This is a genomic window from Chlamydiifrater volucris (assembly GCF_902806995.1).
GTDB lineage: Bacteria > Chlamydiota > Chlamydiia > Chlamydiales > Chlamydiaceae > Chlamydiifrater > Chlamydiifrater volucris.
In genome coordinates, this window is sequence record NZ_LR777654.1 from 24,347 (window position 1) to 48,454 (window position 24,108).

The 24,108-nt window shown below is 40.3% G+C and carries 21 protein-coding genes; 7 read left to right on the top strand and 14 right to left on the bottom strand.

The window, feature by feature from the left end; translation table 11 throughout:
• Window position 1: 1 nt before the first annotated feature.
• The 4 genes from KJA62_RS00085 to KJA62_RS00100 all read left to right on the top strand — a co-directional run bounded on the left by KJA62_RS00085 (window position 2) and on the right by KJA62_RS00100 (window position 6,888).
• A complete protein-coding gene (locus KJA62_RS00085) occupies window positions 2–1,102 on the top strand; it encodes a rod shape-determining protein (RefSeq protein WP_213318016.1) in 1,101 nt (366 codons plus the stop codon).
• Window positions 1,099–2,892, top strand: coding sequence for a phosphoenolpyruvate carboxykinase (GTP) (locus KJA62_RS00090; protein ID WP_213318018.1), 1,794 nt, complete (start codon window positions 1,099–1,101; stop codon window positions 2,890–2,892). The genes KJA62_RS00085 and KJA62_RS00090 overlap by 4 nt, the downstream gene beginning before the upstream one ends.
• Before the next feature lie 169 nt (window positions 2,893–3,061).
• Window positions 3,062–5,665 (top strand): CT620/CT621 family type III secretion system effector, encoded by a 2,604-nt coding sequence (locus tag KJA62_RS00095; RefSeq protein WP_213318020.1) that lies wholly within the window; start codon window positions 3,062–3,064, stop codon window positions 5,663–5,665.
• Between the two features lie 14 nt (window positions 5,666–5,679).
• Window positions 5,680–6,888 (top strand): CT620/CT621 family type III secretion system effector, encoded by a 1,209-nt coding sequence (locus KJA62_RS00100; RefSeq protein WP_213318022.1) that lies wholly within the window; start codon window positions 5,680–5,682, stop codon window positions 6,886–6,888.
• Window positions 6,889–6,934: 46 nt separating this feature from the next.
• Here KJA62_RS00100 and KJA62_RS00105 read toward each other — a convergent pair whose 3' ends face one another.
• From KJA62_RS00105 to KJA62_RS00150, 10 genes are all read right to left on the bottom strand, one after another.
• Window positions 6,935–7,987: a hypothetical protein gene (locus KJA62_RS00105; RefSeq protein ID WP_213318922.1), complete on the bottom strand. Its 1,053-nt coding sequence runs from the start codon at window positions 7,985–7,987 to the stop codon at window positions 6,935–6,937.
• A gap of 86 nt (window positions 7,988–8,073) precedes the next feature.
• Window positions 8,074–9,078: an NAD(P)H-dependent glycerol-3-phosphate dehydrogenase gene (locus tag KJA62_RS00110; RefSeq protein ID WP_213318023.1), complete on the bottom strand. Its 1,005-nt coding sequence runs from the start codon at window positions 9,076–9,078 to the stop codon at window positions 8,074–8,076.
• Window positions 9,075–10,439, bottom strand: coding sequence for a UTP--glucose-1-phosphate uridylyltransferase (locus KJA62_RS00115; protein WP_425513833.1), 1,365 nt, complete (start codon window positions 10,437–10,439; stop codon window positions 9,075–9,077). The genes KJA62_RS00110 and KJA62_RS00115 overlap by 4 nt, the downstream gene beginning before the upstream one ends.
• Before the next feature lie 21 nt (window positions 10,440–10,460).
• Window positions 10,461–10,826 (bottom strand): hypothetical protein, encoded by a 366-nt coding sequence (locus tag KJA62_RS00120; protein WP_213318027.1) that lies wholly within the window; start codon window positions 10,824–10,826, stop codon window positions 10,461–10,463.
• Window positions 10,827–10,829: 3 nt separating this feature from the next.
• On the bottom strand, window positions 10,830–12,134 hold the full coding sequence (locus KJA62_RS00125) for a type III secretion protein ATPase (protein WP_213318029.1): 1,305 nt from the start codon (window positions 12,132–12,134) through the stop codon (window positions 10,830–10,832).
• Window positions 12,131–12,682, bottom strand: coding sequence for a FliH/SctL family protein (locus tag KJA62_RS00130; RefSeq protein ID WP_213318031.1), 552 nt, complete (start codon window positions 12,680–12,682; stop codon window positions 12,131–12,133). The genes KJA62_RS00125 and KJA62_RS00130 overlap by 4 nt, the downstream gene beginning before the upstream one ends.
• Window positions 12,683–12,747: 65 nt before the next feature.
• Window positions 12,748–13,902: a hypothetical protein gene (locus KJA62_RS00135; protein ID WP_213318033.1), complete on the bottom strand. Its 1,155-nt coding sequence runs from the start codon at window positions 13,900–13,902 to the stop codon at window positions 12,748–12,750.
• Window positions 13,903–14,034: 132 nt separating this feature from the next.
• Entirely contained in the window at window positions 14,035–14,850 is an 816-nt protein-coding gene (locus KJA62_RS00140; RefSeq protein WP_213318035.1) for a NifU family protein, read from the bottom strand.
• The gene (locus KJA62_RS00145; RefSeq protein ID WP_213318036.1) at window positions 14,850–16,013 is read right to left on the bottom strand and encodes an aminotransferase class V-fold PLP-dependent enzyme; all 1,164 of its coding nucleotides are present in this window, start codon (window positions 16,011–16,013) and stop codon (window positions 14,850–14,852) included. The genes KJA62_RS00140 and KJA62_RS00145 overlap by 1 nt, the downstream gene beginning before the upstream one ends.
• Window positions 15,989–16,669 (bottom strand): 2,3-bisphosphoglycerate-dependent phosphoglycerate mutase, encoded by a 681-nt coding sequence (locus KJA62_RS00150; protein ID WP_246481867.1) that lies wholly within the window; start codon window positions 16,667–16,669, stop codon window positions 15,989–15,991. The genes KJA62_RS00145 and KJA62_RS00150 overlap by 25 nt, the downstream gene beginning before the upstream one ends.
• Window positions 16,670–16,838: 169 nt before the next feature.
• Here KJA62_RS00150 and KJA62_RS00155 point away from each other — a divergent pair, with 169 nt between their 5' ends.
• Together KJA62_RS00155 and KJA62_RS00160 are read left to right on the top strand one after the other, a co-directional pair.
• Window positions 16,839–17,537: a pseudouridine synthase gene (locus KJA62_RS00155; RefSeq protein WP_213318038.1), complete on the top strand. Its 699-nt coding sequence runs from the start codon at window positions 16,839–16,841 to the stop codon at window positions 17,535–17,537.
• 56 nt (window positions 17,538–17,593) lie between these two features.
• On the top strand, window positions 17,594–18,142 hold the full coding sequence (locus tag KJA62_RS00160) for a hypothetical protein (protein ID WP_213318039.1): 549 nt from the start codon (window positions 17,594–17,596) through the stop codon (window positions 18,140–18,142).
• Window positions 18,143–18,150: 8 nt separating this feature from the next.
• On the opposite strand, the gene KJA62_RS00165 is transcribed toward KJA62_RS00160, so the two are convergent.
• Window positions 18,151–18,705, bottom strand: a complete 555-nt coding sequence (locus KJA62_RS00165; protein WP_213318040.1) for a biotin--[acetyl-CoA-carboxylase] ligase — start codon at window positions 18,703–18,705, stop codon at window positions 18,151–18,153.
• 124 nt (window positions 18,706–18,829) lie between these two features.
• Between KJA62_RS00165 and KJA62_RS00170 the strand changes: the two genes are divergently transcribed.
• Entirely contained in the window at window positions 18,830–19,960 is a 1,131-nt protein-coding gene (locus tag KJA62_RS00170) for an FtsW/RodA/SpoVE family cell cycle protein (protein ID WP_213318041.1), read from the top strand.
• Between the two features lie 18 nt (window positions 19,961–19,978).
• Here KJA62_RS00170 and KJA62_RS00175 read toward each other — a convergent pair whose 3' ends face one another.
• Genes KJA62_RS00175 through serS form a run of 3 tightly spaced genes read right to left on the bottom strand, consistent with a single transcriptional unit; the run spans window position 19,979 to window position 24,088 of the window.
• On the bottom strand, window positions 19,979–22,000 hold the full coding sequence (locus tag KJA62_RS00175; RefSeq protein WP_213318042.1) for a heavy metal translocating P-type ATPase: 2,022 nt from the start codon (window positions 21,998–22,000) through the stop codon (window positions 19,979–19,981).
• 46 nt (window positions 22,001–22,046) lie between these two features.
• Window positions 22,047–22,790, bottom strand: a complete 744-nt coding sequence (locus KJA62_RS00180) for a VIT1/CCC1 transporter family protein (protein ID WP_213318043.1) — start codon at window positions 22,788–22,790, stop codon at window positions 22,047–22,049.
• Between the two features lie 14 nt (window positions 22,791–22,804).
• Entirely contained in the window at window positions 22,805–24,088 is a 1,284-nt protein-coding gene (serS, locus tag KJA62_RS00185; RefSeq protein WP_213318044.1) for a serine--tRNA ligase, read from the bottom strand.
• Window positions 24,089–24,108: the final 20 nt, after the last annotated feature.

Sequence of the window (24,108 nt, forward strand, 5' to 3'; positions counted from 1 at the left end):
TATGATCTCCCATAGAAATCTTTCCAAGATTCGGAATATTTCTAACCGTTTGTACAACAAAGCGTTGTGTCGGTTTGATAAAGTCTTCAATTTTTTTTCTGGTAATATAGGTATTGATTTAGGCACGGCGAACACCTTGGTCTATGTGAGAGGGCGAGGGATAGTTCTCAGTGAGCCTTCCGTGGTTGCTGTTGATGCTAACACTAACGAAGTTTTAGCTGTAGGTCATAAGGCTAAAGCTATGTTGGGGAAAACTCCTAGGAAAATTATGGCTGTTCGGCCTATGAAAGATGGAGTTATTGCAGATTTTGAAATAGCAGAAGGAATGTTAAAGGCTCTCATTAAAAGAGTCACTCCGGCTAGAAGCATGTTTCGTCCGAAGATTCTTATAGCGGTGCCATCGGGAATTACTGGGGTGGAGAAGCGTGCTGTAGAAGATTCTGCCATTCATGCTGGAGCTCAAGAAGTTATTCTTATTGAAGAGCCCATGGCTGCTGCCATTGGAGTGGATCTTCCTGTTCATGAACCTGCTGCAAGCATGATTATTGACATTGGCGGTGGAACAACGGAGATAGCTATCATTTCTTTGGGAGGAATTGTAGAGTCTCGATCACTTCGTATAGCTGGGGACGAATTTGATGAATGTATCATCAATTATATGCGTCGTACTTATAACTTGATGATAGGGCCTCGTACTGCAGAAGAGATTAAAATTACCATAGGTTCCGCGTATCCCCTGGGAGATCAGGAATTGGAGATGGAAGTTCGTGGTCGGGATCAGGTTGCAGGGTTGCCTATAACCAAGCGGATTAACTCTGTGGAGATTAGAGAGTGTTTGGCGGAACCCATTCAGCAGATTATAGAGTGTGTTCGTTTGACTTTAGAAAAGTGCCCTCCAGAGCTATCTGCTGATCTTGTAGAGAGGGGAATGGTTCTTGCTGGTGGTGGAGCTTTAATCAAAGGTCTAGATAAAGCTTTGACAAAAAACACTGGCCTTTCGGTCATCACTGCTCCGCATCCTTTGCTTGCTGTGTGTTTGGGTACAGGAAAAGCATTAGAGCATTTAGATAAATTCAAAAAGCGAAAAGGAAGTATGGTATGAGTATGGAAGAGCTCATTCGTCATGAGGGTTTGAAAGCTTGGATTACTGAGGTGGCGGCTCATACTCAGCCAGATTCCGTGCATATCTGTTCTGGTTCCCAAGAAGAGTTTGATGCTTTGACCGCTGAAATGGTTAAGAGTGGAATGATGATCCCCTTAGACGCTAGCAAAAAGCCGGGATGTTTCCTAGCTCGATCAGCTCAAGAAGATGTTGCTAGGGTAGAAAAACGAACTTTTATATGTACCCCTAAAAGGGAAGAGGCTGGGCCAACTAACAATTGGGAAGATCCTGCGGCTATGAGAGAAAAGCTTATGAAGCTTTTTAAGGGCAGCATGAAAGGCAGGAAAATGTATGTGGTGCCGTTCTGTATGGGGCCGTTGAATTCAGAGTTTTCTATTATTGGAGTAGAGATTACAGACTCTCCCTATGTTGTTTGTTCTATGCGAATTATGACTCGCATGGGTAGTGCTGTTTTAGAAGCTTTAGGAACTTCTGGCAAATTTCTCCGTTGCTGGCATAGTGTTGGAAGGCCATTGTCTTCAGGGGAGAAAGATGCCCCTTGGCCTTGCAACCCAGAGAATATGTATATAGTGCATTTTCAGGATGATGCGAGTGTCATGTCTTTTGGAAGCGGATACGGAGGTAATGCTCTGTTAGGCAAAAAGTGCGTTGCTCTAAGAATTGCCTCTTATATGGCTAAGACTAGTGGTTGGCTGGCAGAGCACATGTTGATTATTGGTGTGACAAATCCTGAGGGTAAGAAAAAATATTTTGCAGCTTCCTTTCCTAGTGCGTGTGGGAAAACTAATTTAGCTATGTTACAGCCAAAAATTCCTGGATGGAAAGTAGAGTGTATAGGTGATGATATAGCATGGATTCGTCCAGGCAAAGGTGGCATGTTGTATGCAGTAAATCCAGAGTTCGGGTTCTTTGGTGTTGCTCCGGGGACATCAGAGAAGACAAACCCTAATGCTTTGGCAACTTGTTCCAAGAATACTTTATTTACAAACGTAGCGTTAACTAAGGACGGAGATGTTTGGTGGGAAGGGCTTACAGATACTCCTCCAGAAGGTTTAACTGATTGGCTGGGTAAGGCTTGGGCTCCAGGAGGGGCTCCAGCGGCTCACCCTAATTCGAGATTTACGGCACCGTTGCAGCAGTGTCCTTCTTTGGATTCTGCTTGGAACAGTCCGGAAGGGGTGCCATTGTCGGCAATTGTTTTTGGAGGAAGACGCTCAGATACTGTACCTCTGGTGTATGAAGCTCTTTCATGGCAGCATGGCGTAACCATAGGAGCTGGAATGTCATCGACTACGACGGCAGCAATTATCGGTGAGCAAGGGAAGCTAAGACACGATCCGTTTGCCATGCTGCCTTTTTGTGGATATAACATGGGGGATTACTTTGCCCATTGGCTATCTTTTGCTAAAGACCCTAACTTAAAGTTACCTAAGATTTTCGGGGTTAACTGGTTCTTAAAAGACAAGAATGGAAAGTTTCTTTGGCCGGGATTCGGTGAGAATCTTCGTGTATTAGAATGGATGTTCAAGCGAACAGACGGCGACGATTCTGTAGCACAACAGACTCCAATAGGGTATTTGCCTGCGCCAAATGCTTTAAATTTAGATGGGTTGCAGTTAGAAGAAACTTCCTTACAAAGGTTGTTGACAGTTGATACCGTTGGTTGGAAACAGGAAGTTGAAAATATTCGAGAATATTTGAAAATGTTTGAGGATCATTGTCCTAAAGAAATTTTGGGGGAACTCGATAGAATTAGTTCAAGCTTATAAAGTTTGGCTAGGCAGGACTCTTTTTGGAAGCGAAGAAAAAGTTCTTCGCTTTTTTTTTGTTTTAAAATTATTAGATCTTTGCGTTTTGCGTTTTTATTTAAACAAACATCTTTTTTCTATTACTTTTATTTTTTAAAATAAATAAAAGTAGATAAATTAGTTTGTTGTTATGGCTATTGAGCCTAGTTATATTTATTATAATAAAAGAATCACAGAATCTCTATTAGGGAATCCTGTTAACTTAAGTGCTAATTTATCCAGAGAAGCTATTCTTTTTCATCAGCTTAATGAAAAAGCTGTTAATCTCAAAAGTGCTTTAGGATTGTTGGAGAATACTGTAAATTTTCAAAAACAACCTGAGCCAATATACAAAAATTCAGAAACTTTCTCCTTAGCAAACGATCTCAGGGAATCTTTATCACAAGCTAGTAAGTATGGTCAGCATACCGATAATTCTCTGGGGATGAAGGATGTTAGTACTGTAATTTTCTCTCAGGGTACTGGAAAAGATCTTGCTTATGTCGACACCGATATTATTGACAAACCGAATAAAATTTCTGCAGCAGTTTTTATTAAAGGCTTAGAGAAGGCTTTTCAGTTTTGGACACTGGATCCAAATAAAGGAGGGGTAGCACCTACCGGATCTAAAGAAAGGCTAATAGTAGAAAAATATCAACATGATTTAAAAACGCTTGAACTTGGGTGGACTTCTATTGGGAATAATACAACAGGGACGTCGGAGGCTGATTCGAGATGGTACGAAAGTTTATACAAAATTCCTGGAGATTTCGTCGCTTCTGTAGAATCTTTACAGAAAGGAATTCATGAAGCGATTACTGAAATCATAAATCTCGAAGACAAAAAGCCCACGGCTGAGGAAATAGAATCTTTGCAAACTAGATTAACAACGTTAGGAGCTCCAGGGGAGATAAACGAAGAGTTGGTAGCGCTTATAGGAAGGAAGGTTACCGTAGAACTTTTAAAACCTATCAAAGAGCAAATGATTGATTTTGGGAAACAGGAATACCCCAACGTCAACAAAATTAGTGTTTTTTGGCAAGATCTTATGGGTGTTTACCAAGATATGTTGGCAGCCACCTATCCTGGGGTGGAGAAAATTTCAGAGCAGATTTCTGAGAACGTAGAATATATTGATAAATCTAGAGAGTGCATTGAAAAAATTACTAATTTTGTGACTTCCTTAAAAGATTTTTTAACAGTAGCGTGGACCCAGCCTGGCAGTGAAGATAGTTTTTATGGAAATGCTAGATATGGAAGTCTTGTCGATAATTATATGTTAATGGGGGGATTATTAAGACTGCTTTCTGATGGTTTAACAGATGATAAAAATTCGAATTGGCCAAAAGAAATACAAACGGCTTTAAAAGAATTTTTCAATTCTGTGGGAACTGAAAGTAAATTTTTCATAGCTAGGCAAAACAATACCAAAATAGCCTGGTCTAAATTTATGGGGGCCTTGTTCGCTTACCAAGCGTGCGTACGTGGCGCTAGTTTACCTAACTCCTATCATTCAGAAGAAATTAAGAACGAATCAACGTATTGGCAAAACCACGATGATAATAAGTTCGCTGAGGTTATTAGTGAGGAACTAAAAAGACTAAAACAGGCTTATGATTCTACTATAGGAAATAATGCCAATAGTAATGCTTTCGTTTCTTATGCTTGTTTCGGAGTGAGAATTTTTACTTCTTCCAATTCTTCTCGGATAGATCGAGTAAACCCTCGGTTCCTCCAGCAATTAATGGACTTAGTCAAGAATGATACAACCATTAATTGGGGAGGGTTCCAGGATGTCAAGGATGCAGGGGACCAAGCTATTCAAAAAATAAATGAGGCCATCAAGAAAAAAGAAGAAGAAAACAAAACTCTTTTGGAAAAGAAAAACAAACTAGACCCTTCGCAAATGAATTATGCTTTATCCATGTCGAAGTACCAAAAGGCATTCATCGACACTTCTCCATTGCAGACCTCTTATGTCAGTCTCTTGTTAGACAAGTATTTCCCTGAGCAGAACCATATTTTGAAATTAATTGGCGGACAGATGGTCTTTTCTAATAGAGCTGCTAGGGAACTGAATAAAATAGTGCAAGATATTACGATGTTTCAAGCATCAGATGTTTACTATTCCCTATCTTTATATCTGCGTCAAATGAACCTGCGAGCAATAGACAACGCTAAAGGAAAAGCTGAAGCTGTGAAAAACAAAGAGCTAGAGCGCACACAGGCAGACCTAACAAGGTGCATGTATCTCGACCAGAAGATAGATAAAATAATAGAGGAAGTAAAACAGATAAAGAAGGAAGAAGATCCTGACCCAGTTAAGAGAAAGGAATTTCTTTATAAGTTGTATCAATACAAGAATCAAGTAGCATCGTTGCGTCAAAATCTTTGTAACTTGAAGGTGTTTTTGCAAGGAATGACTTTTGAAAATCCTTCGGCACCAGATTCCACGGATAAGGCTTTTCAGGTTTCTATATATGGAGAACCCTCAGAGACGTGGCTAAGGCAACTAGCTATCTTAGAGAGCTTTGTTGTTGAGGGAGGAAACAAAGGAGAAGTTCCTGGAGGAGAACAACAGTTTCTGAAAAGTGTCGAGGCTGAAGAACAAAACTACACAACCTTTAACCAGAACCAACAGCTGGCTCTACAGATGGAAACATCTGCTATTCAGCAGGAATGGACTATTGTGACAACTGGTCTGGGATTATTGAATCAAATATTTTCCAAAATCATCCGACGAATTAAATCATAATGCAGGGAAGAATTATGAGTAACGATTTTATCAGGGGTACATCCGCTATTTCACGTTTTCCAAATATGGAAACGATGGTTAACAATATTGAGCATGGTCTTCATTCTGAAGTTATTGGAATGGTAGTCGACTACAGCAGGCTCCAGCATTATGTTAAGAATCTTAATGAATTAGTAGAAGCTTTGGATGGTATTCAGCTTAGTGTGGAAATGGATGGTAAACAAGAAGCTAAAAGAGAGTTTATTAATAATTCTGCAAAATTATCTTCTGTAGCAGTGATTTCGGAAGAGAATTCCAAGAAGAAGCAGCGTAAGGAGATACAGAAAGCTTTTGAGAAGCATCAACAGCGTTTAGAAGATATTAGATCGATAACATCTCCCCAATCCCTTACGACAGCATCTCCAATAGTTACGATTCCAGAAAATTCAGTTATCACGCAGATGCCTTTTCAATCTGCTTTTGCATATATTGTGTTAGATAAATATCTTCCAGCGCAGGAAGAAGCTTTATATGCTTTAAGTTTGGAGCTAAATTTAGCGGGCTATGCTCAAGCCCTGTTTAATCCTGTAGTAGAAACCATTAAAAGTTTTAACTCAGCTCCAATTTTTTATAATTTTGGATCATATCTGGCCCAAACCATGAATATGGCTAACTTTAAGGACGGGTATGACAATGTATTAGAAAAATATCAGCAGGAAAAGAATTGTGTTGCGACGGATTTAAATTCCATTGAAAACGCCAGGGAGTATTTATCCGCAGTGAAGAGAAAAGTAATTGCAGACACAAATTTGACTGCAGGTCAAAAAACTGACATTAATAATATTTGTGATGGATATCTAAGCTCTCTAGAGATTTGCTCCAATCAATTGAAGTCGCTTTTGGTTTACCTTAATGGTCTAGGATTCGTTCGTGGGGCCAGTGAGTATGAGCCTTCCTATGTTGTGATTGGACAAGAATTTTCTGCTGTACAAATACAAGATTTAGAAAACGCTGTTGTTGATGGAGATGTCAATATTGGTACCGGGGAAATCAAAGGTGGACTACTAACAGTATTTAACAAAATTGTATCAGATGTCCAAAGTTACGGAGACCTAGCTCAAACTCAACAACTAATGTTGCAATTGGAGCTAACTGCTATGCAGCAAGAGTGGACCTTAGTTGCAGCTTCTCTGAAATTATTGAATGGAATGTACAAAGGATTAACAGCTTCCATCAAGGGGTAGCGATTAATTTTTTGTTGAGGCGGCGCTTTTTTGCCGCCGTTTTTGTTTAAAAGAATATACCGCCGGAGAGGTTACACGCTCTTTGGTATCCCCACCGAGCTTCTACGTTGCAGTAAGTTTTATCTGCTATCAGGTATGTAATCCCTCCACAGATGTTGATTCTGTGGTAGTTTTTAAGGTTTCTTGTTTTAAAGAACAGATTAGTAAACTGTCTTTCTAGGCTAGTGAAACTAATTTCCGGAGCTTCCCAGATAGTGTTGCCTGTGCTTACAGCGATGTAAGGAATTAGACAATCATTGAAGTAAGTTGTGAGCCCTATATTAAAGGCCCACTCAGAGTATCGAACGTCACCTCCAGCAGAATTATCAAAATAAATCTCCGGGTTAGCTTGATCGTGGACGATAACGTAATCTACAGGGCAGGAGCAACGACGGTAATCAGCACCGACACTGATAAGGGAGACCCCATCTTTCCATATCACCTTTTTTATTCCGAAATCCCAAGCTATACCGTAATTGCTTTTGACTTCAACAAGCCCGTTCGTAACTTGTGATTCAGAAGCCAGAGGTGTTTTAGTGAAATCTCTGTAGGCATTGAGGGGTAATCTATAGTAGGTGGCAAGGCCGCCTAATTTTGCTGTAAAAGATACATCTAGAAGGGGAAACTGTGCTGGGGAGTAGTCCTGGAAAGCGACTGTGGCGAACAAGGAGCTGGAGGACACTGAACAATTTACCGCATCGTAAGTAACATTTTTCGTCGTAGATGTAATTTTTGTACTTGTAGAGGGGCCGCCGGCTGTTGGCGAGGCCGTTGATACAGAGGTGACTACAGGAACGTTTTTGACTGCGGCGCTTTCAGAGAAGATGTAATCTCCGGCGAACCCAAATCGGAAATTACCTCCGATAAGTGCGAAAGGATTGATATCTGGGCAAAGTCTGATTTGTTGGCAGGAAGGTGGATTTGCGGTATAGGGGAGGATAGGATCAGCTGGATTGCCTGCAGACATTGCCTGCAGAGAGCCACTAGCAAAGATCCCGAAGAGGCCTAAAACAGGGCTAACTTTTCGTAAAATCCAGGGTCTCAACGGTCTATACAGCATCTTAATGAACTTTCTCTTTTCAGTGTCCGTGATGCTATCTTTACCAGATACAGCGAAATAGTACAACGAAAACTATAAATTAAATTTTATAAATATTCTTCTTTGGTATCTCTCTGCATTAACAGGGCTACACCCTCGGCAGGATCGAGTCCTTCGTATAGGACATGATAAATACCGGACGTGATAGGCATGGAAATGCGGTGATGCTCAGCAATTTGGTGAGCGGACACTGCAGTGTAAGAACCCTCCACGACCATACCAATTTGTTGTTTGGCCTTTTCTATAGGAATACCTTCAGCGATTAATTTTCCGAATTGATAGTTTCTACTGAAACTGGAAAAGCAGGTAACACATAAATCTCCTAGCCCAGCCAATCCATTAATGGTGTCTGATCGACAGCCGAGAAGAGCTGCACACTTACGAATTTCATGGAGGCCTCTGGTAATTAGACCTGATTTGGCATTATCTCCGAAACGAAAACCATCAGAAATGCCACAAGCGATAGCAATTACATTTTTCAGAGCGCCTCCGAGAGCGACACCTTTAATGTCGGAATTGGGGTAGACGCGGAATTTTGGTGTAGAAAAAGCAGAGTGTATTTTAGTCAACGTGTCCGTGGAGTAGGCGCTCACAACGACGGAACACGGACACCCTTGTAGTACTTCAGAGGCTATAGATGGTCCGCTCAAATACCCTATGTAGGGACGAGCTTTTTCTCCAAATTCTTCGAGCAGGATTTCACTTAAGAATAATCCCGTATTTTGTTCTATTCCTTTGGAAGTGATCACAAAAGGGACATCTAGTTGCTTAATGGCTTGAATCTTTTTTGCCAGAGAGCGAATACCAGCAGAAGTCACTCCCTCAATGATCATATCTGCTTCGTGGAGAGCTTCTTCGAGATTCGTGGTGAACTTGACAGAATCAGGGACTAGAACGTTGGGGGCTTTAGGATGCGAGCGCTGAGTATTCAAATGCTCAACAAGGCTAGGATTCCGAGACCATCCTGTTACTTGAAACCCTTTCTTAGAAAGCAGTACGGTGAGGCAGTATCCCCAGATGCCCATTCCGAGATAAGCTATTCTTTGTGTCATGTAGCCTCAATAAAAGATTCTTTGAAAAAAGCTTTACTTTGCCACTGCGTAAAACCAGACTGAGAAGCATAATAAAAACTGGCTTCCAATTCAAATGTTGTATTTGGTGTCACCTCTTTACCTGTAGCATCGCGATATAGTTGGCGCTCTCTAGTATTCAAAGCCTGGCGTACAGTTTCTGGACTATGATTTCCCTCCAAATTTTTCAAGGGAGCGAAACATACATCTCTTGGATACACTAAGGTTGAACAACGGTTTCCGTAGTGGAAGAGGTCAAAGATGAATTCTTCGAACTTCCATGCTTGCCCATCAATGGTACGCCCCTGGGAAAATTTTTTTGTATGCTTACAGGCTCTATGGATAGGCAAAGGCAAGGATGACACTGTTTTAATGAAATCCATAGACAAACAGTATAAGCCGATATTACCTAAGGGGTATTTTAATCGGCCTTCACGATCTTTAGCAAAGCGTTCTTGATTAGGAATTTCGGAGTATTCGATAACTGTGGTTCTATTGGTGGCAATATCCGTTGCTAGCACACCTATATCCTCTGTAGGATGGTTTCTTAGTACAGTTTTTATAGTGACGTCGTTTTTTTCCGAAAAATGATACCCAAATAGCTCAGGGTCAAAGGGAAGTGCCAGTGGATTGTCAATGGGAATGACACTAACCATTTCGATGCCTTCATTTTTCCACTGATCCCAGAGACCAGACTCAAGCATCATTCGGGCAAAACAACCGTTCCCATTGGGGCCAAAAGCCATACTGTTGCTTGTCTCCAAGAATAAATTACCTTCTAGATCTAGTAAAGGCCACAGTTTTTGTTGGAAAAAAGACACTTGGTGAGGAGATAAGCCAAAGTATTCATGAGAATCAAAGTAAGAGAGTGTCTGTGCATTATTGAGAGGAGAGGTCATGAAGGCTAAGGGCAGCCTTTGTTGGGAAAGGTGACTTGCTGCCAAGACTTTTTCTGCTATCATTTGGAATAAGGTTTTGTTTTTTACCGCGGAGATAGGGAAAAGTCCCTTGGGCCCATTACATTTCAGTCTAGACCCTTGTCCACCGGCTAGCACAACACAACCTACTCGTTTTTTCCTAAGCAAATCGTTGCCAATCTTTTGAAGATTGGGATTTTTTCCTGAAAAAGAAAAAGTTTCTAAAGGGGAGAACTTTGTTAACGAAGGAGTTTGAGAAAGTAACTCTCGTTGCTGTCGAAAAAAAGCTATATCTAAAGACTCGAGTTGGTGATGAAAAAGAGTTAAATCCTCTGATTTATTGATCTGCTCCAAAAGATGGTTCTGTGAAATATTTTCTAGCTTTCTATACAAATGGGTCATTGTAATGTACTGTTTAGCAAGAATGTTATATTCAGTCCCTTATGCTTAGAGGCAGATTTTCTTGCCGTCATGTTTCCTCTGAGAAAAATTCTCGAGGGTTCTTTTTCGTTTCAATCGTTCCTCTAGAAGGGTCTGGTGCTCAGAAAATTTTTGTTCCAGTATTTTGATTTCTTGACGAATAGTCTTTTCAAAAACTCGCAGATTTCTTAAGAACCCATCGTACTGGAGAGTCTTCTTCCCAGAAAGAAAGCTTTGCTCTCTGGCTTTTAAAGTTTCGTGTATCGTTGCACAAACAGTCCACAACTGGCTCTCCAAAGCATCTTTTCTATCTAGAACTTCTCTGGAATTATACAGGCTATCGAATATTTTTATTCTAGACAAAGTAATGAGAATTTGTAACTTTTTTTTCATCTGTCACCAGTGGAGATCCATCAGGTTTTGAATAACAACTTCATAAGGGATGGGTTGGGATTTGTTTTGTGTAATAAATTGTTTGAGTGCGGGCACCAATTTCAAGGCTTGATCGAGGTCTTGGTTTGTCCCTGGCGTGTAAGCTCCTAACTGGATGATGTCGAGGTTTTCTTTATACACTTTAAGCAGAGTTAAGATGGTTTGTGTTTTCGCTTGTTGGTTTTTAGTCGCCAGCAGGGGAAAGGATCTAGATAGGCTTTCTAGCAAGTTTATCCGTGGGAAAGAGGCCAGACTTGTTTCGTATGAAGAAAGTACGATATGGCCATCGAGGAGAGATTTTGCGTAATCCACAAAGACATCGGGAATATTTTGGTAACATAATACGGAGTATAGAGCAGTTATAGATCCTTTGTTGCTATTGCCAGATCTTTCAATAAATTTTGCCGTTTGGTAGAAGACAGATGCGGGATAGTGATGTTGGGAGGGGGCTTCTCCTAAAGCTAGGCCTACTTCTTGTAGGGCCGCGCCGTACCGAGACAAAGAATCCATAGTGAATAATACGTTTAGACCTTGCTGACAGAAATGTTCAGCTATTTCCATGGCAGTGTTGGCTGCCAGTATTTTCGTTGCTGCAGGTTCTGATGATGAAGCGACGACAGCTACGGTTCGTAACCTTTTGGATGAAATCGTCAAATCATTTAGAAATTCACTAATCTCTCTACTTCGTTCTCCTACTAGAGCAGTCACATAGATATCAGCTTCTGAATTATTTGCGATGGAAGAGAGGAGAGAGGTTTTTCCTTGGCCTGGCTCAGAAAAAATAGCTATGCGTTGGCCTTTTCCCAAGGTGAGGAAAGAATCTATCAGCTTAATACCTGTGGGAAAAATTTCTTTAACAGGGGTCTTTTCGCAATTTCGAGACTTGCTCTTGAAATAGTACGAAGTTTGTTTGGGAATAGGGGGGCCCTTATCCAGGGGATTTCCAAAAGCATCTATCACTCGTCCTAGAAGAAAGTTAATGTCAGGTTTTGGAATAGGTGATTGAGAAGGAATAACTTCTGCTTCAGGGTGTATATAATAAGTTTCACAGAAAGGTATTAACAGTGCTTTATTGTTTTCAAATCCAATAATTTGAGCATGAATCTCCTGAGAAAATTTATTAATAATTTTGCAATGCTCGCCAATAAACCCTTCAAGACCTGACGCTTGTACGATGGGCCCCTTAACACAAGATACTTTCCCACATTTTCTAATAGCTGTCCAAGATTTAAGGAACGTAAATTCTTTGTACAAAAGAGAATGGTTCATGAATTTAATAGAGTTAACAAATTATCTAGTTCTTCGGAGAGATTTTGATACAACAAAAGGGAACCCATACTAATCTTGCATGCTTGTTCGGGAATGCTAGGGTCTGAAGAAAAAGTAATGCCTTGTAGCTCTTTTAGGTGGCCTCGAGTTTCTATCCACTTAGAAATCAAAGAATAATCTTTAGGGGACAATGAAATAATAACTGGGGAGTTTTTGCTTTTCGAAGAGAAATTGTTCAGAATAGATGTTAGTAAGAGTTGTAATTCTTCGGGTTTTTCTAATTTTCGTCTCAAAAATTTTTCGCAAACTAGGATAGATAGTTTGATTAATTCAGGTTTTAGTTTTTCCACCAACGAATTTGTGGAATCAATCATATGAGTCGTTAGTTTCCCTAACAATTTCGTTAAAGCCAGTAACTCGTCTGCTTTTGCATGCCCTCTAGTTTTGGAAGAAACATCTTCTTCAGAAGGAGTTTGGACGGATGGTAGAAGTTTCTGTGAAGTCTCGGGGATTAAAGAGAATTTGTTCTCCTGTTGGCAAACATTCATAACTCCCTTCCCTCCCCTTGAAAATGGCTATTGCTTAATCTTAAGTTAGGTTAAAAGCTTTTAAGCTATAGTTTTTTATTAGAACTTCTGAGGATCTCTTCGCGTTTCTCCTGGGGTAAAGCTGTGAGGATAGCTTCAGCTTTTTTTGAATCCAAGTAGGAGAGCAGCAGAGAGATTTTCCTCGGATGTTCGTTATGAATTACCTCTACCAATTTAGCCATATTTATTTCCCCTGTTATTTTTGCTCTCCTATGTAGGTATCTTTCCGTGATTTTTGTAAATAAGTAAGAATAAGCAGCAATAAGAATAGATGCGCTCAAAAGTAAATAAATAGAACCTACCAACCAGGGACGGGAAAAAAAGGAAGTTTTTTCTAGGGGCAGTATGGGTGCGGTATCGATGAACACATGCGGGAGAACACCGTTTGATAAGCAAAGATCTTCAGTATATGACTGAATCCATTCCTTTTTCTTAGATAACTCCTCAGGACGTAAGGAGGTTGCCGTTCTTTGATCTAGTGTAAGGGTAATAAAGCCTTTTAACCCATCGTTGCTAATAGGGTGTTTCAAAGTTTCTGATGAAAGAGTGTTATTTTGCTGAAGAAAGACTGAAAGTAGAAAACTATTCTTAGGAAAAATTTTTTCGCATTGCTTGGATAAACCGGAGGTTATTAGTTTCTCTGTCAGATCTTTTTCGTGTTGTTTAGTACCTGGCTTCCCTGAATAAACAATCCCATTTTGGTCTGAGATTATGACATCTTCGGGATTCAAATTGGAAATAGCGCTGCATAAGTAATGGGTTATGGAATCCACCAAAGATGAGGAAAGCACCCGAAAATCAGAGACAGTTTGTACGATGACAGAAACTTGAGTTGGAGAAGGTTTTTCTTGGGAATTTTTATCTTCTTCAGCAATAATAGGTAAGGCTATGTGTACGGATTCGACAAAATCGAAAGAGGAAAGATCTTTTTCGAGTTGGGCCTTTAGAGCTAATTTTTCGCTAGTAATAGGGTCTTTGAAAGAGGTGAAAATGGATAACTTCTCCCACGTGGAGGTAGTTTTTTTTGGTTGAGGAGCCTCAGAAGATACTGGAGAGGTGCTGGTTTTGGTATTTAACCGCAAACATAAAAATAGCACAAAAGCTGTTACAACAATCCCAGTGGTTGTTGACAGCCATGATCGGATCTTGTGAAAGAGCTGTGAATAACGTCTCTCGATCATATAAATTGATTTATTGATGATAAGTCTTCGTTCTCTGTAACAAAAACTAAATAAATTGACAACGTATCGAAAAGAAAGATTACTTTTATTGGGCTATCTTTTTCGGAAAAAGTAAACAATAAGAATTTGTTGCTAATGTAATTGGGAATCTTTTGGAGAGAAGAACAAAGAGTCTTCTTTAACTTTCACCGTTATTGAAGGGTGTACATGAGCTTGGAGAAGGTGTAGGATGGAATTCAAGGTTGTCCCCACGGCAGAAAAGCATCCAGAGCAATTGCCGGAATAGGCGACGAGCACCTCGTCTCCCACAATATCTTCGACTGATAAACTGCCCCCGTCTATAGCAAGATAAGGCATAATGCGTTGTTCAACGACGTCTTTGAGAATTTGAAGTCGGTTTTCTTTAGATGTTGTAGCCCATTCCTCATCTGACAGTGGGTTAGCATCTTCTTGATCAAGGAAGTCTGGGGTGCTATAAGTAAATCCAGGTACGGCAATGTCAGAACATTGTTCTGAAGCAGAATCCATGGCATCTATAACGAAGTGAATGAGAGGTTGGTATTCTTTGGGTATAGAGGTTTTGTCTGGGGAATCTCTAAGGTGTTCCTCTATGGTATTCACGCCTACTTTGTAGGATTCTGTATAGAGTTTAGATGTGACGAGTTCGCAGGATGCTTCAGCAACAGCTACGAGTAAGGCGTGGCCAAAGATCTGAAACTTAGCATCCAAAATTACTCCCGTTTCATTGTCCACAAGCCAGTACAACACAACGACATTGCCCATGAGTCGATGTCCTTGCTTGCCAACAATTAAGCGAGCATTTTTTGTTTCTGCATCTTGGGGAGAAAAGACTCCCGAACAAAAAGGAGAGCAAATCTTTTTTAATATTTTGCGACTAAAAATACTTGGCAAGAAACCGGGAAACAAAGAAGGAATGGAGGGAAGCATTAAAGAGCACCTTTTGTGATAGTTTTTAAATGTGCAATATTTTTTTTGATTTCTTTAATGATAGTTACCAAGTCAGCTGCTGAGAGCGTCTCGTTTAAAGAAAATCCTATCGAAGAATGACAGAGTAAAGGAGGCACGCCGCAGCTTTGCAATACCTGAGAAAGAGGTTGAAAATTTTCGTAGCCTATAGCAACACAAATTCGAGAATTTTGTAAAAGAAAGGCTAGAGCTTCAGCAGGGGTATCAGGGAAGGCTGCAAGAATAACATTAGGGAGACGATCGGAAGCATCTTTGAATAGGTACTGTACCTCAGGAAGTTCTTTGGATAGAGTGGAACAAAATTGATGATTTAGAGAACCAGTTTTTAGTGCAAAAGAACTCAATGTTTCTGATCGTTCTTTGCAAGCATTCGCGAGAGATACTACAGCGCCTAGAGGGAAATTTTGTAGCAGTGTTTGAGAGTCAGGAAATATAGGAGAAAGGATTTTATTTAAATGATGTCGGAAGAAACAGCCCCCGATGGCTCCAGAAGATCCTAAAGGTAGTCCAGAAAAGGTAATGATGTCTGCCTCAAAAACCTCTTTGTCTAGCAGGATTTTGCCTAATGCATGAGAAATGTCTAGGTGTAAGAGGATATTGCGTTCCTTGCAGATGTTTTTAATAAAGTTTAAGGGTTGTATAACACCTGTTAGACCGTTAGCTAAAGACAGGGAAACCATTAATGTTTTAGGAGACAAGGAATCGATGAAAGATTCTTCGGTGATAATTCCCATTTTATTGGGGATGATCCAATCATAGGAGGCTCCTTCAATATGTCTACGACAAATGGAGGTGATTAAGGTTTGTTGATCATGTGAAGGGACAAGAAAATGCGATCGTCCCTGAAATAATTGTGAGTGTAAGAGCAAAGATGAAACAATACCGGTCAGACCTTGAGAGGTCGGTACTATGTAACTAAAATGAAAGCTCTCTTTGGCTGCTGGCACTAAAGAGCGAACACTTTTTTCGCTTTTTTCCAGTAACTCCTGAACGGACAAGCCCTCTTCTAAAGAAAAAACATCCGGCAGGGAAGTGGCTAACTGTCTCGTCTTCTCCGAAGGAGGTTTTGCTACCTCATTGTTTAACCATATTACGGGCTCTAAAGATTCGCTTTTGTGAAGCATTGGTTTTCTCTTGTGTACACGATAGGGTTCCCTGTCGGGACTTCCAAAGAGATTACTCCTTCTTTGCTTAATTTTTCTATATTCATGATTATGGATCTTAAAGAATTACCATGTGCAGATATCAAAATGTTTTTTCCAGCATCTAAAAGAGGTACTATTGTCTCCAGGAAGTAAGGAATAGTTCTTTTCGCTGTGTCTTCCAAACTTTCGCCCGAAGGAGGTGGAACATCATAGCTACGCCTCCACAGTTTCACCTGTTCTTCCCCGTACTGCTCGGCCGTTTCTTTCTTATTTTTGCCTTGTAAATCACCATAATGACGTTCGTTGAGAGCGTTATTTGTGATGAGGGGAATCATAGAAGATTTTTCTTCAGAATTGTTAAAATCACTTCGTTCCTTTAGATCGTTTTCTTCGTGAACGATGTAAGGAATTTTTTTAGAAGAATGCTTTGTCATAGCTAACAACGCCGTCATAATGCTGCGTATCAGTTTTGATGTGAAAATGTAATCTACGGGTAACCCTTGGATAATAGTGCCAGCTTGAAGGGCTTCTTCTACACCTAGAGGACTCAAAGGGACGTCAACCCACCCTGTAAACAGATTTCTCTCATTCCAGACAGATTTCCCATGACGTAGCAGGATTAGTTTTGCGGGCATAAACAACCTCCTATTGAAACTTAGGGTGCATAAAAACAAACATTTAGTTTTTGGGCAAGGGTTATGAGAATGTAAAATCATGTAAAAATTTTTTTTAGAAGGATATGATGGCAATCTATTTGCAGTCTTAGGCAAAATATATGCATCGGTATTTGTTATAGGGAATCTCATGACCAAATTTCGGTTGAACAAGTTTTTGGCTTCTGCAGGGGTGGGATCTAGAAGGAAGTGCGATGATTTGGTGTTTTCTGGCCAGGTGAAGGTCAATGGGAAAGTTGCGGAGGGACCTTTTGTAGTCGTCGATGAGGCAGACCGAGTAGAGCTTCGCGGGAAGAGAGTTTTTCCTGAAAACAAGAAGGTGTATTTCATGCTCCATAAGCCTATGGGGTATTTGTGTTCATCAGAAAGAAAATTTGCTGGGAGTAAGCTTGTCATTGACTTGTTTGCTCATCTGCCTTACCGAGTATTCACTGTAGGTAGGCTAGATAAAGAAACTACAGGGCTTATCTTAGTTACTAATGATGGAGATTTTGCCAACAAAGTTATCCATCCTTCTTTTGGTGTCACTAAGGAGTATCTGTTGAAAGTTGCCCAAGATGTTTCTCATGCACAGTTGCAATTGTTATCTGAAGGAGCCATCATGGATGGCAAACATGTAAAACCTGTTTCTGTCAAGAAAGTACGAAAGGGGACTCTTAAAATTGTTGTTAACGAAGGCAAGAAGCATGAGGTTCGTATTTTAGCAGAAAATGCGGGGCTCGATTTGCTTGAGCTTTCTCGTATCCGCATAGGCAACTTGGTTCTTGGAGGTCTTCCTTACGGGGAGTATAGGGAATTAACGGATGCTGAGCTTGCTGTTTATTTCTAAACACAAAAACTGCTATATCAGCAAGAGTCCTTGTTAGTTTCACGGTGTAGCTGTTCATGCTAACTTTTGTCACTTTGGCCTCCTTTTTTATAGGGTTATTGATTAGTTCTTATTGTCGTTTGTATCTGGCTTTGTGCTGTGTCGTAGATAGTTGGGTTATGCTCGTGGGGCATGCCATTAAAAAGCGTGAAGCCTTGATTTCTTTGTGTCGATTGTCCGCGGATCCCATAATTCGATCATATTTAGAGAGGCTGTTGCAGGAAGAAAAATTTTTGAGGAAATGTATTGTTTTGGGAAAGAGAGTTTTTTTAAAACAATCCAAAGAAATTGTTCTCACCTTTCATGAAATGGAAATGGAATTTCTTTACAGAATTCAAAAATTATATTCTCAGTTTGAAAAGCTTTCGGAAGACCTCCCCTCGTGGCAAGAGTTCAAAGAGTTGTCGGAAAATTTTTTAGCTGCGGATAACTTATTTTCTTTCGAAACGATGGCCTTTGAGCAAGCTGTCGAGAAGTATGAAGATTTACGGACAAAGCCTATTCTCCAACTGGCTAAAGAGATATTTCGTTTTTCAGCAATTCCTGAAGTAAGATTCGGTCGCTAGTTTCATAGTTACACGATCTTTCTCATGGTGGATAGAACATGGGAACGGACTTTCGTACTCAAATTGGAAAGAACATTGTCTAGGTTGTAGACAATTCCTGTCTCTATGAGTAAAGAAGTTGCTGGTTGACCCACATTTTTTAAATTTTCTAGAGAAGAATTTACGTTTAATCCAATACCCAAAATTATTGCAGTAGATTCGGGTGCTACAGGAATTGTTTCGCACAATATTCCTGACAGCTTTCTCTGCTTGACAAGTACGTCATTAGGCCATTTAACACATAACTCTTTGATGCCAAAGGTCTTTGTAAGTTCAATAATAGCTTCTGCTCCAGGGCGGATAAGGTAAGAGGAATCGATATTCTGTGAGGACACGAAGAAACAGAAGGAGGCGGTGATGTCCTTGTTTGTAGACGACCAACTCTTCCCAAACTGACCTCTTCCCCCCGTTTGATTCCAGGTGTAAACTACAGTAAGAGCAGACTTGTTCAGTTGCGAAAGAAGCTGTTTTGATAAATCATTAGTGGACGTAGTTTCTGCAACTTCGTAAAATATAATTTCCATAGCTACGAGGATAAAAGCTATTTCTATCTTTCGTCAATCTCATCTTTCCTGGAATAATGAGATTGATGTTGCTTCTCATTATTTATAGTATGAAGTTTACTTCGTGATTTTTTCTTTGTGATTTATGTTAAGCCTTAAATATTTGCGTCATTTGAATTACTGGAGCATATTTGTAACAATTTCTCTTATGTTAGTAAGTCTTGTCGTGGTTTCTGCTATGGATCCTGCTTCCTTAGGAAGTAATGACTTCTTTACTACTAAGACATGTATTCAAATGCGGCATTTTGCCATTGGCTGGCTAGTGTTTTTTGGATGCTCTTGTTTCGATTATTCAAAGCTTAAGACATGGGCTCTTCCAGTTTACTTAATTACATTATTGAGTCTTGCTGGACTGTTTCTAGCTCCAGCTGTCCAGAATGTGCACAGGTGGTATCGGATTCCCTTTATTCATCTAAGTTTTCAGCCTTCAGAATATGCTAAGCTTGCGGTAGTTATTATGTTGGGATATGTCTTGGAATTATCTAAATGTGCTATTTCTTCAAAACGGACAGCTTTGATGGCTTGTCTTATTGTTTTTCTTCCTTTCTTTTTGATCCTTAGAGAACCAGATTTAGGAACAGCTCTAGTGTTATGCCCTGTAGCGTGGGGGATCTTTTACTTGGCCAACGTCTACCCTCCTTTGGTTCGTGTCAGTGGTTTTATTGGTGGGGTCTTGTTTTTGTTTACCTTGTTGGTTTTTACTGGGGTTATTCCTCACGAAAAGGTGAAACCCCATGCACTGAAAGTTCTTAAAGAATATCAGTATGAGAGATTAAATCCCGTTAATCATCATCAAAGGGCCTCTTTAATTTCTATAGGATTGGGAGGGGTTTTGGGTAGAGGATGGAAATCCGGAGAATTTGCGGGTAGAGGTTGGCTTCCTTACGGCTATACAGATTCCGTTTTCCCCGCGTTGGGCGAAGAATTTGGTTTAGTCGGTTTAATAGGATTGCTGGGACTATACTACTCCTTAATTTACTTCGGGTGTCGGACGGTAGCTGTAGCTTCTGATAATTTTGGAAGGCTCTTGTCTGCAGGTATCACGGTATACATATCTATGCATATCTTAATTAACATTAGTATGATGTGTGGCATTTTGCCTATCACGGGAGTCCCTCTGGTCTTGGTCTCATACGGAGGGTCTTCAGTGATAGCTACTATGGCTTCTCTAGGTTTATTACAAAGCATTTATGCAAGAAGATTTCGTACTTATTGAATCAATCTGTCAGACCCACTAAGTTTTAAGTAGTCGAAGTGCGTTTAATCCCACAACAACGGTGCTGCCTTCATGAAGGATGACAGCCATCCACAGAGGAATAATTCCTAACGATGCAGGGACTGAGACAAAGAAAATTATGGAAAGAGCTAAAGCAATGTTTTGGGATACTATAAACCGAGTTTTTTTTGCTTTCTTTAATAATTTGGGTAGGCAAGCTAAGTTGTTGTTAAGCAATACAATATCGGCAGCATCTATAGCAGCTGCATTGCCTGCTTCTCCCATGGCTATACCGACAAAAGACTTAGCTAGAGCCGGGGCATCATTGATCCCATCCCCAATCATCATCATTCGATTAGACCGTGATAAAGAATCCAATTTTTTCAATTTATCTTCCGGAGCTAGATTGGCGTAAACGTGGTCTATTCCCAAAAGATTAGCTGTGTTCTTAGCGCTAATTTCATGATCTCCTGTTAGCATTACTATCTTTAACCCGCTGTCGGATAAGTTTTTTACAACCTCTTGTGCATCAGATCTTAGAGTGTCTTTGCAATAAAAAATAGCAGCAGAAGAGCCTACAGTAGCTAAAGAACAAATTTCTCCTCGTGCTTTAGCCTCAGAAATGAGGACACGAATTTGCGGCAAGTATTGAGGAGAGATGTTTTTGATGGCTGTGTCCACTTTGCCAACAAAGACGGATTTGCCATCGATATAGGCCTGAACTCCTTCTCCAGGCTTAGCAACATATTTTTCTAAAGCAGCAGGTGGGATATTATGCTTTGCAATGAAGTTTTCTATAGCCTGAGCTATGGGGTGGGTGGTTGATTGCTCAACACCCCTCACTATAGACAAAAACTGATTCTTAAACGGGGTTTCTCCAAAGAAATCCCAGCCAAGACAAGTAAGTTGACCAGTTGTTAATGTTCCCGTTTTATCCATAGCGACCATGTTACACGCCAGTAACCGATCCAAGGTAACACCTCCTTTGAGGAGAATTCCCTGTTTGGCGCAGGAATTAACAGCGCTTAGGTAGGCTATTGGTACTGCTATAATGAGAGCACAAGGAGAAGCAGCAATTAAAAAGGCTAAAGCACGATAGATGGAGCAGTTGCTCAAGTCTTGAATATTGATGAAGGGCATAGAGGATAGTAGAGGGACAAGAAAGGCTATCCCTAGAGAAATTGTGAAAATGCTGACAGCATAGGCTGAGGAGTACTTGTCTAATCTTTGCTGTAGTTTCGGTTTGGTCTGTTGAGCTCGAACGACAAGCTGAATAATGTGTTCTAAAGTAGAGTCTGCCCCAGTCTTTAGTACTTTTAGGTCGAGGGCTCCTTCCAAGTTTCTTGCTCCTGAAGGTACCAATGAACCTTCTTTGCAAAATATAGGTACTTTTTCTCCCGTTAGGTGCATAAGGTTTACCGATGATGTTCCTCGTGTGACCTCTCCGTCTAAAGGAACTACTTCTCCACTTTTGACGTGTATAGTATCTCCGACTTGAATAGATTTTATAGATCTGCTTCTCAGAACTCCGGTGTCATCAAAAATCCAGGCCGTCTGTGGAGAGAGTTGCTTGAGCGATGAAAGAGTACTTTTGGCACGTTCAGAAACAGACTCACCCAAGGCTTCTGAGATAGAAAATAAAACAAGCAGTAAAGCTCCCTCCAAGCTACTTCCGATGAAAATGGATCCGAAAGCTGCAATGGTCATCAGTACGTCTATGTTGAACTCTTTTTCAGCTAAGTCTTCGAGAGATTTTATGATGGCGGGAGTCCCAGACAAGAAAAAAGTCATCAAAATAAAAAAATGTGATAGGTGAAGATACATCAGTGCATGCCCAGGACAGTAACGCTGTCCCAAATGCAAAAAAAGAGCTATCAGGTAAGTTGTTAACGATAGCAGGGAAGTTTTAAGAGGCAAGCTTTTGCTAATAGATCTCCCAGCCTGAGTAAGCAAAGGACTTCTATCTTCCGACATCCCTGAATCAAAAAAATCCGTCATGAGCTCTGGAGAGAAAGGGGAAGGAAATAGTTTTTTAAACACAAAAACTCCTCAATGGTAATAACAATAGTAACAACCTAAGTCACGCCTAAAAAATTCTTAGCAAGGAATAAGCTACGCCCAAGGACGTGATGAAGATAGCCATCCCCCACACTGCCTCGCCAATAGTGCGGTTCCCTATCATTTTGGCTCTAGCAAAAGAAACAACAGCCACGGCTAGTATTGATGAAAAACAAGCCAGTAGAAGATGGTTCAACAGCATCAAAGGTGTAAAAATACACAAGCCCAAACATCCACCAAGAACTGTAGATAGAGACTGAGTCAAAGGATGAGGAAAGTTTTCTAGATCTATATTTAACTCTTCTCTAATCATGGTGTCTAAGATAAGTTTAGAATCAGAACTGACGTATTCAGTCATTTCTTCTAGCAGCGGTTCCTTAAAACCTTTGTTAGAGAAGATAGACGTAAGTTCTTCTTTTTCATAATCAAAGTTGTTTTCAATTTCTACTTTTTCTTCATCGATAGATCGGTGACAGAGTTCTATATAAGACCAAGCATTTCTAGCTTTTGTGCATGCTTGGGAAAAGATAAGGGCTACTCCTAAAGAAAGCATCAGAGGGAGATGTTGATTTTTAGGTGTCGCAGAAAAAATAAAAAGTAGCCGAAGCAGTCCAGAAAAAACGGCCAAGCGATAAACTTCTTTTAGCATGCAGTAGAGGAAGCCGTAATAAGTGTTGTGAGGCTCTCCCTTACAAACAGCATGCTTATCTTTGATAACTTTTACATGATCTTTTGCGCTATGTGACCCAAAATGAGGGTGTAAATTGCCCATAGTTTTTCTCTATATTAATTAATGGGAGATAAGAGTTCTTTATTATCTAAATAGGGTTGAAGAACTTTAGGAATTTTTACAGAACCATCTTTTTGTTGATAGTTTTCTAAAATAGCAACAAAGAGACGAGGGGTCGCTAGTCCTGAACCATTCAACGTATGTACAAAACTCATTTTGCCATCTTTATTCTTATATCTCGTATTTGATCTTCTAGATTGATAATCTCCGCATTTAGATATAGAGGATACTTCATAATAAGACTTTTGTCCGGGAAGCCATACTTCTACGTCGATAGTTTTAGTTGCCGTAAAAGACATATCACCCGTAGACAAGAGGGAAAGTCGATAATGTAAGCCTAACTCTTGCAGAATCTCCTCAGCAACTTCTAAAAATTTCTCAAAAACAACGTCTTCGGTTTCTAATGTAGCAAAAGAAAACATTTCAATTTTGTGGAATTGATGCATGCGTACAAGACCTCGTTCGTTGGCCCCAGCAGCTCCTGCTTCTCTTCGGAAGCAAGGGGAAAACGCGGCGTACATCAATGGCAAGTCGGAAAGTTCTAAAACTTCATTAGAATGAAAACCGTTCAAGACTACTTCAGCTGTTGGGATGAGAAACAATTGCTTATCCCCATCCTCTACCGGATAATATTGGCCATCGAATTTAGGAATCTGGCCAGATCCAAACAGAATGTCTTGACGTACAGCCAAAGGTGGCATCCACAAGGTGAAGCCCTTAGAGTATTGCTTGTCTAGCATATAGGAAAGCAAAGCCCATTCTAGGCGGGCCCCCATGCCGCGATAAGCTGGCCACCCAGAACCTGTTGTTTTTGCTGAGAGACGAAAATCTAACAAATTTAACTTTTGATTAAGTTCTAGATGGTGTAGGGGGGAGAAGTCAAAACTGGGCTTTTCTCCTACAGTTTTGATAACAACGTTACCCTCTTTTCCTGGAGAAATTGGGACACCTTCGTCAGGGAGGTTAGGAATTCGAGCCAACATATCCATCAGCTCAGATTCAGACTGATTTAATTCATTTTCCAGAGATTTAATACGAGAGGACAATGACTCTACTTGCTCTAAAAGCTGAGGAAGAGTATCGGGACTTTCCCTTCCTAGAGTGTGTATCTTCTCTGATAAAACACGTTTTTGGGCAACAAGGCCCTCCGACTCAGTCTTGAGAGAACGAACAGTTTTATCTAAAGCAAGCAATGGGGCTAAGGAGATAGAAGGATCTTTTGAGCGCAAACGAATTTCGTACTCTTCTGGGTTCTTCCTAAGTAAGCGGATATCTAACATATAGTCCCTTCGATCTAAAT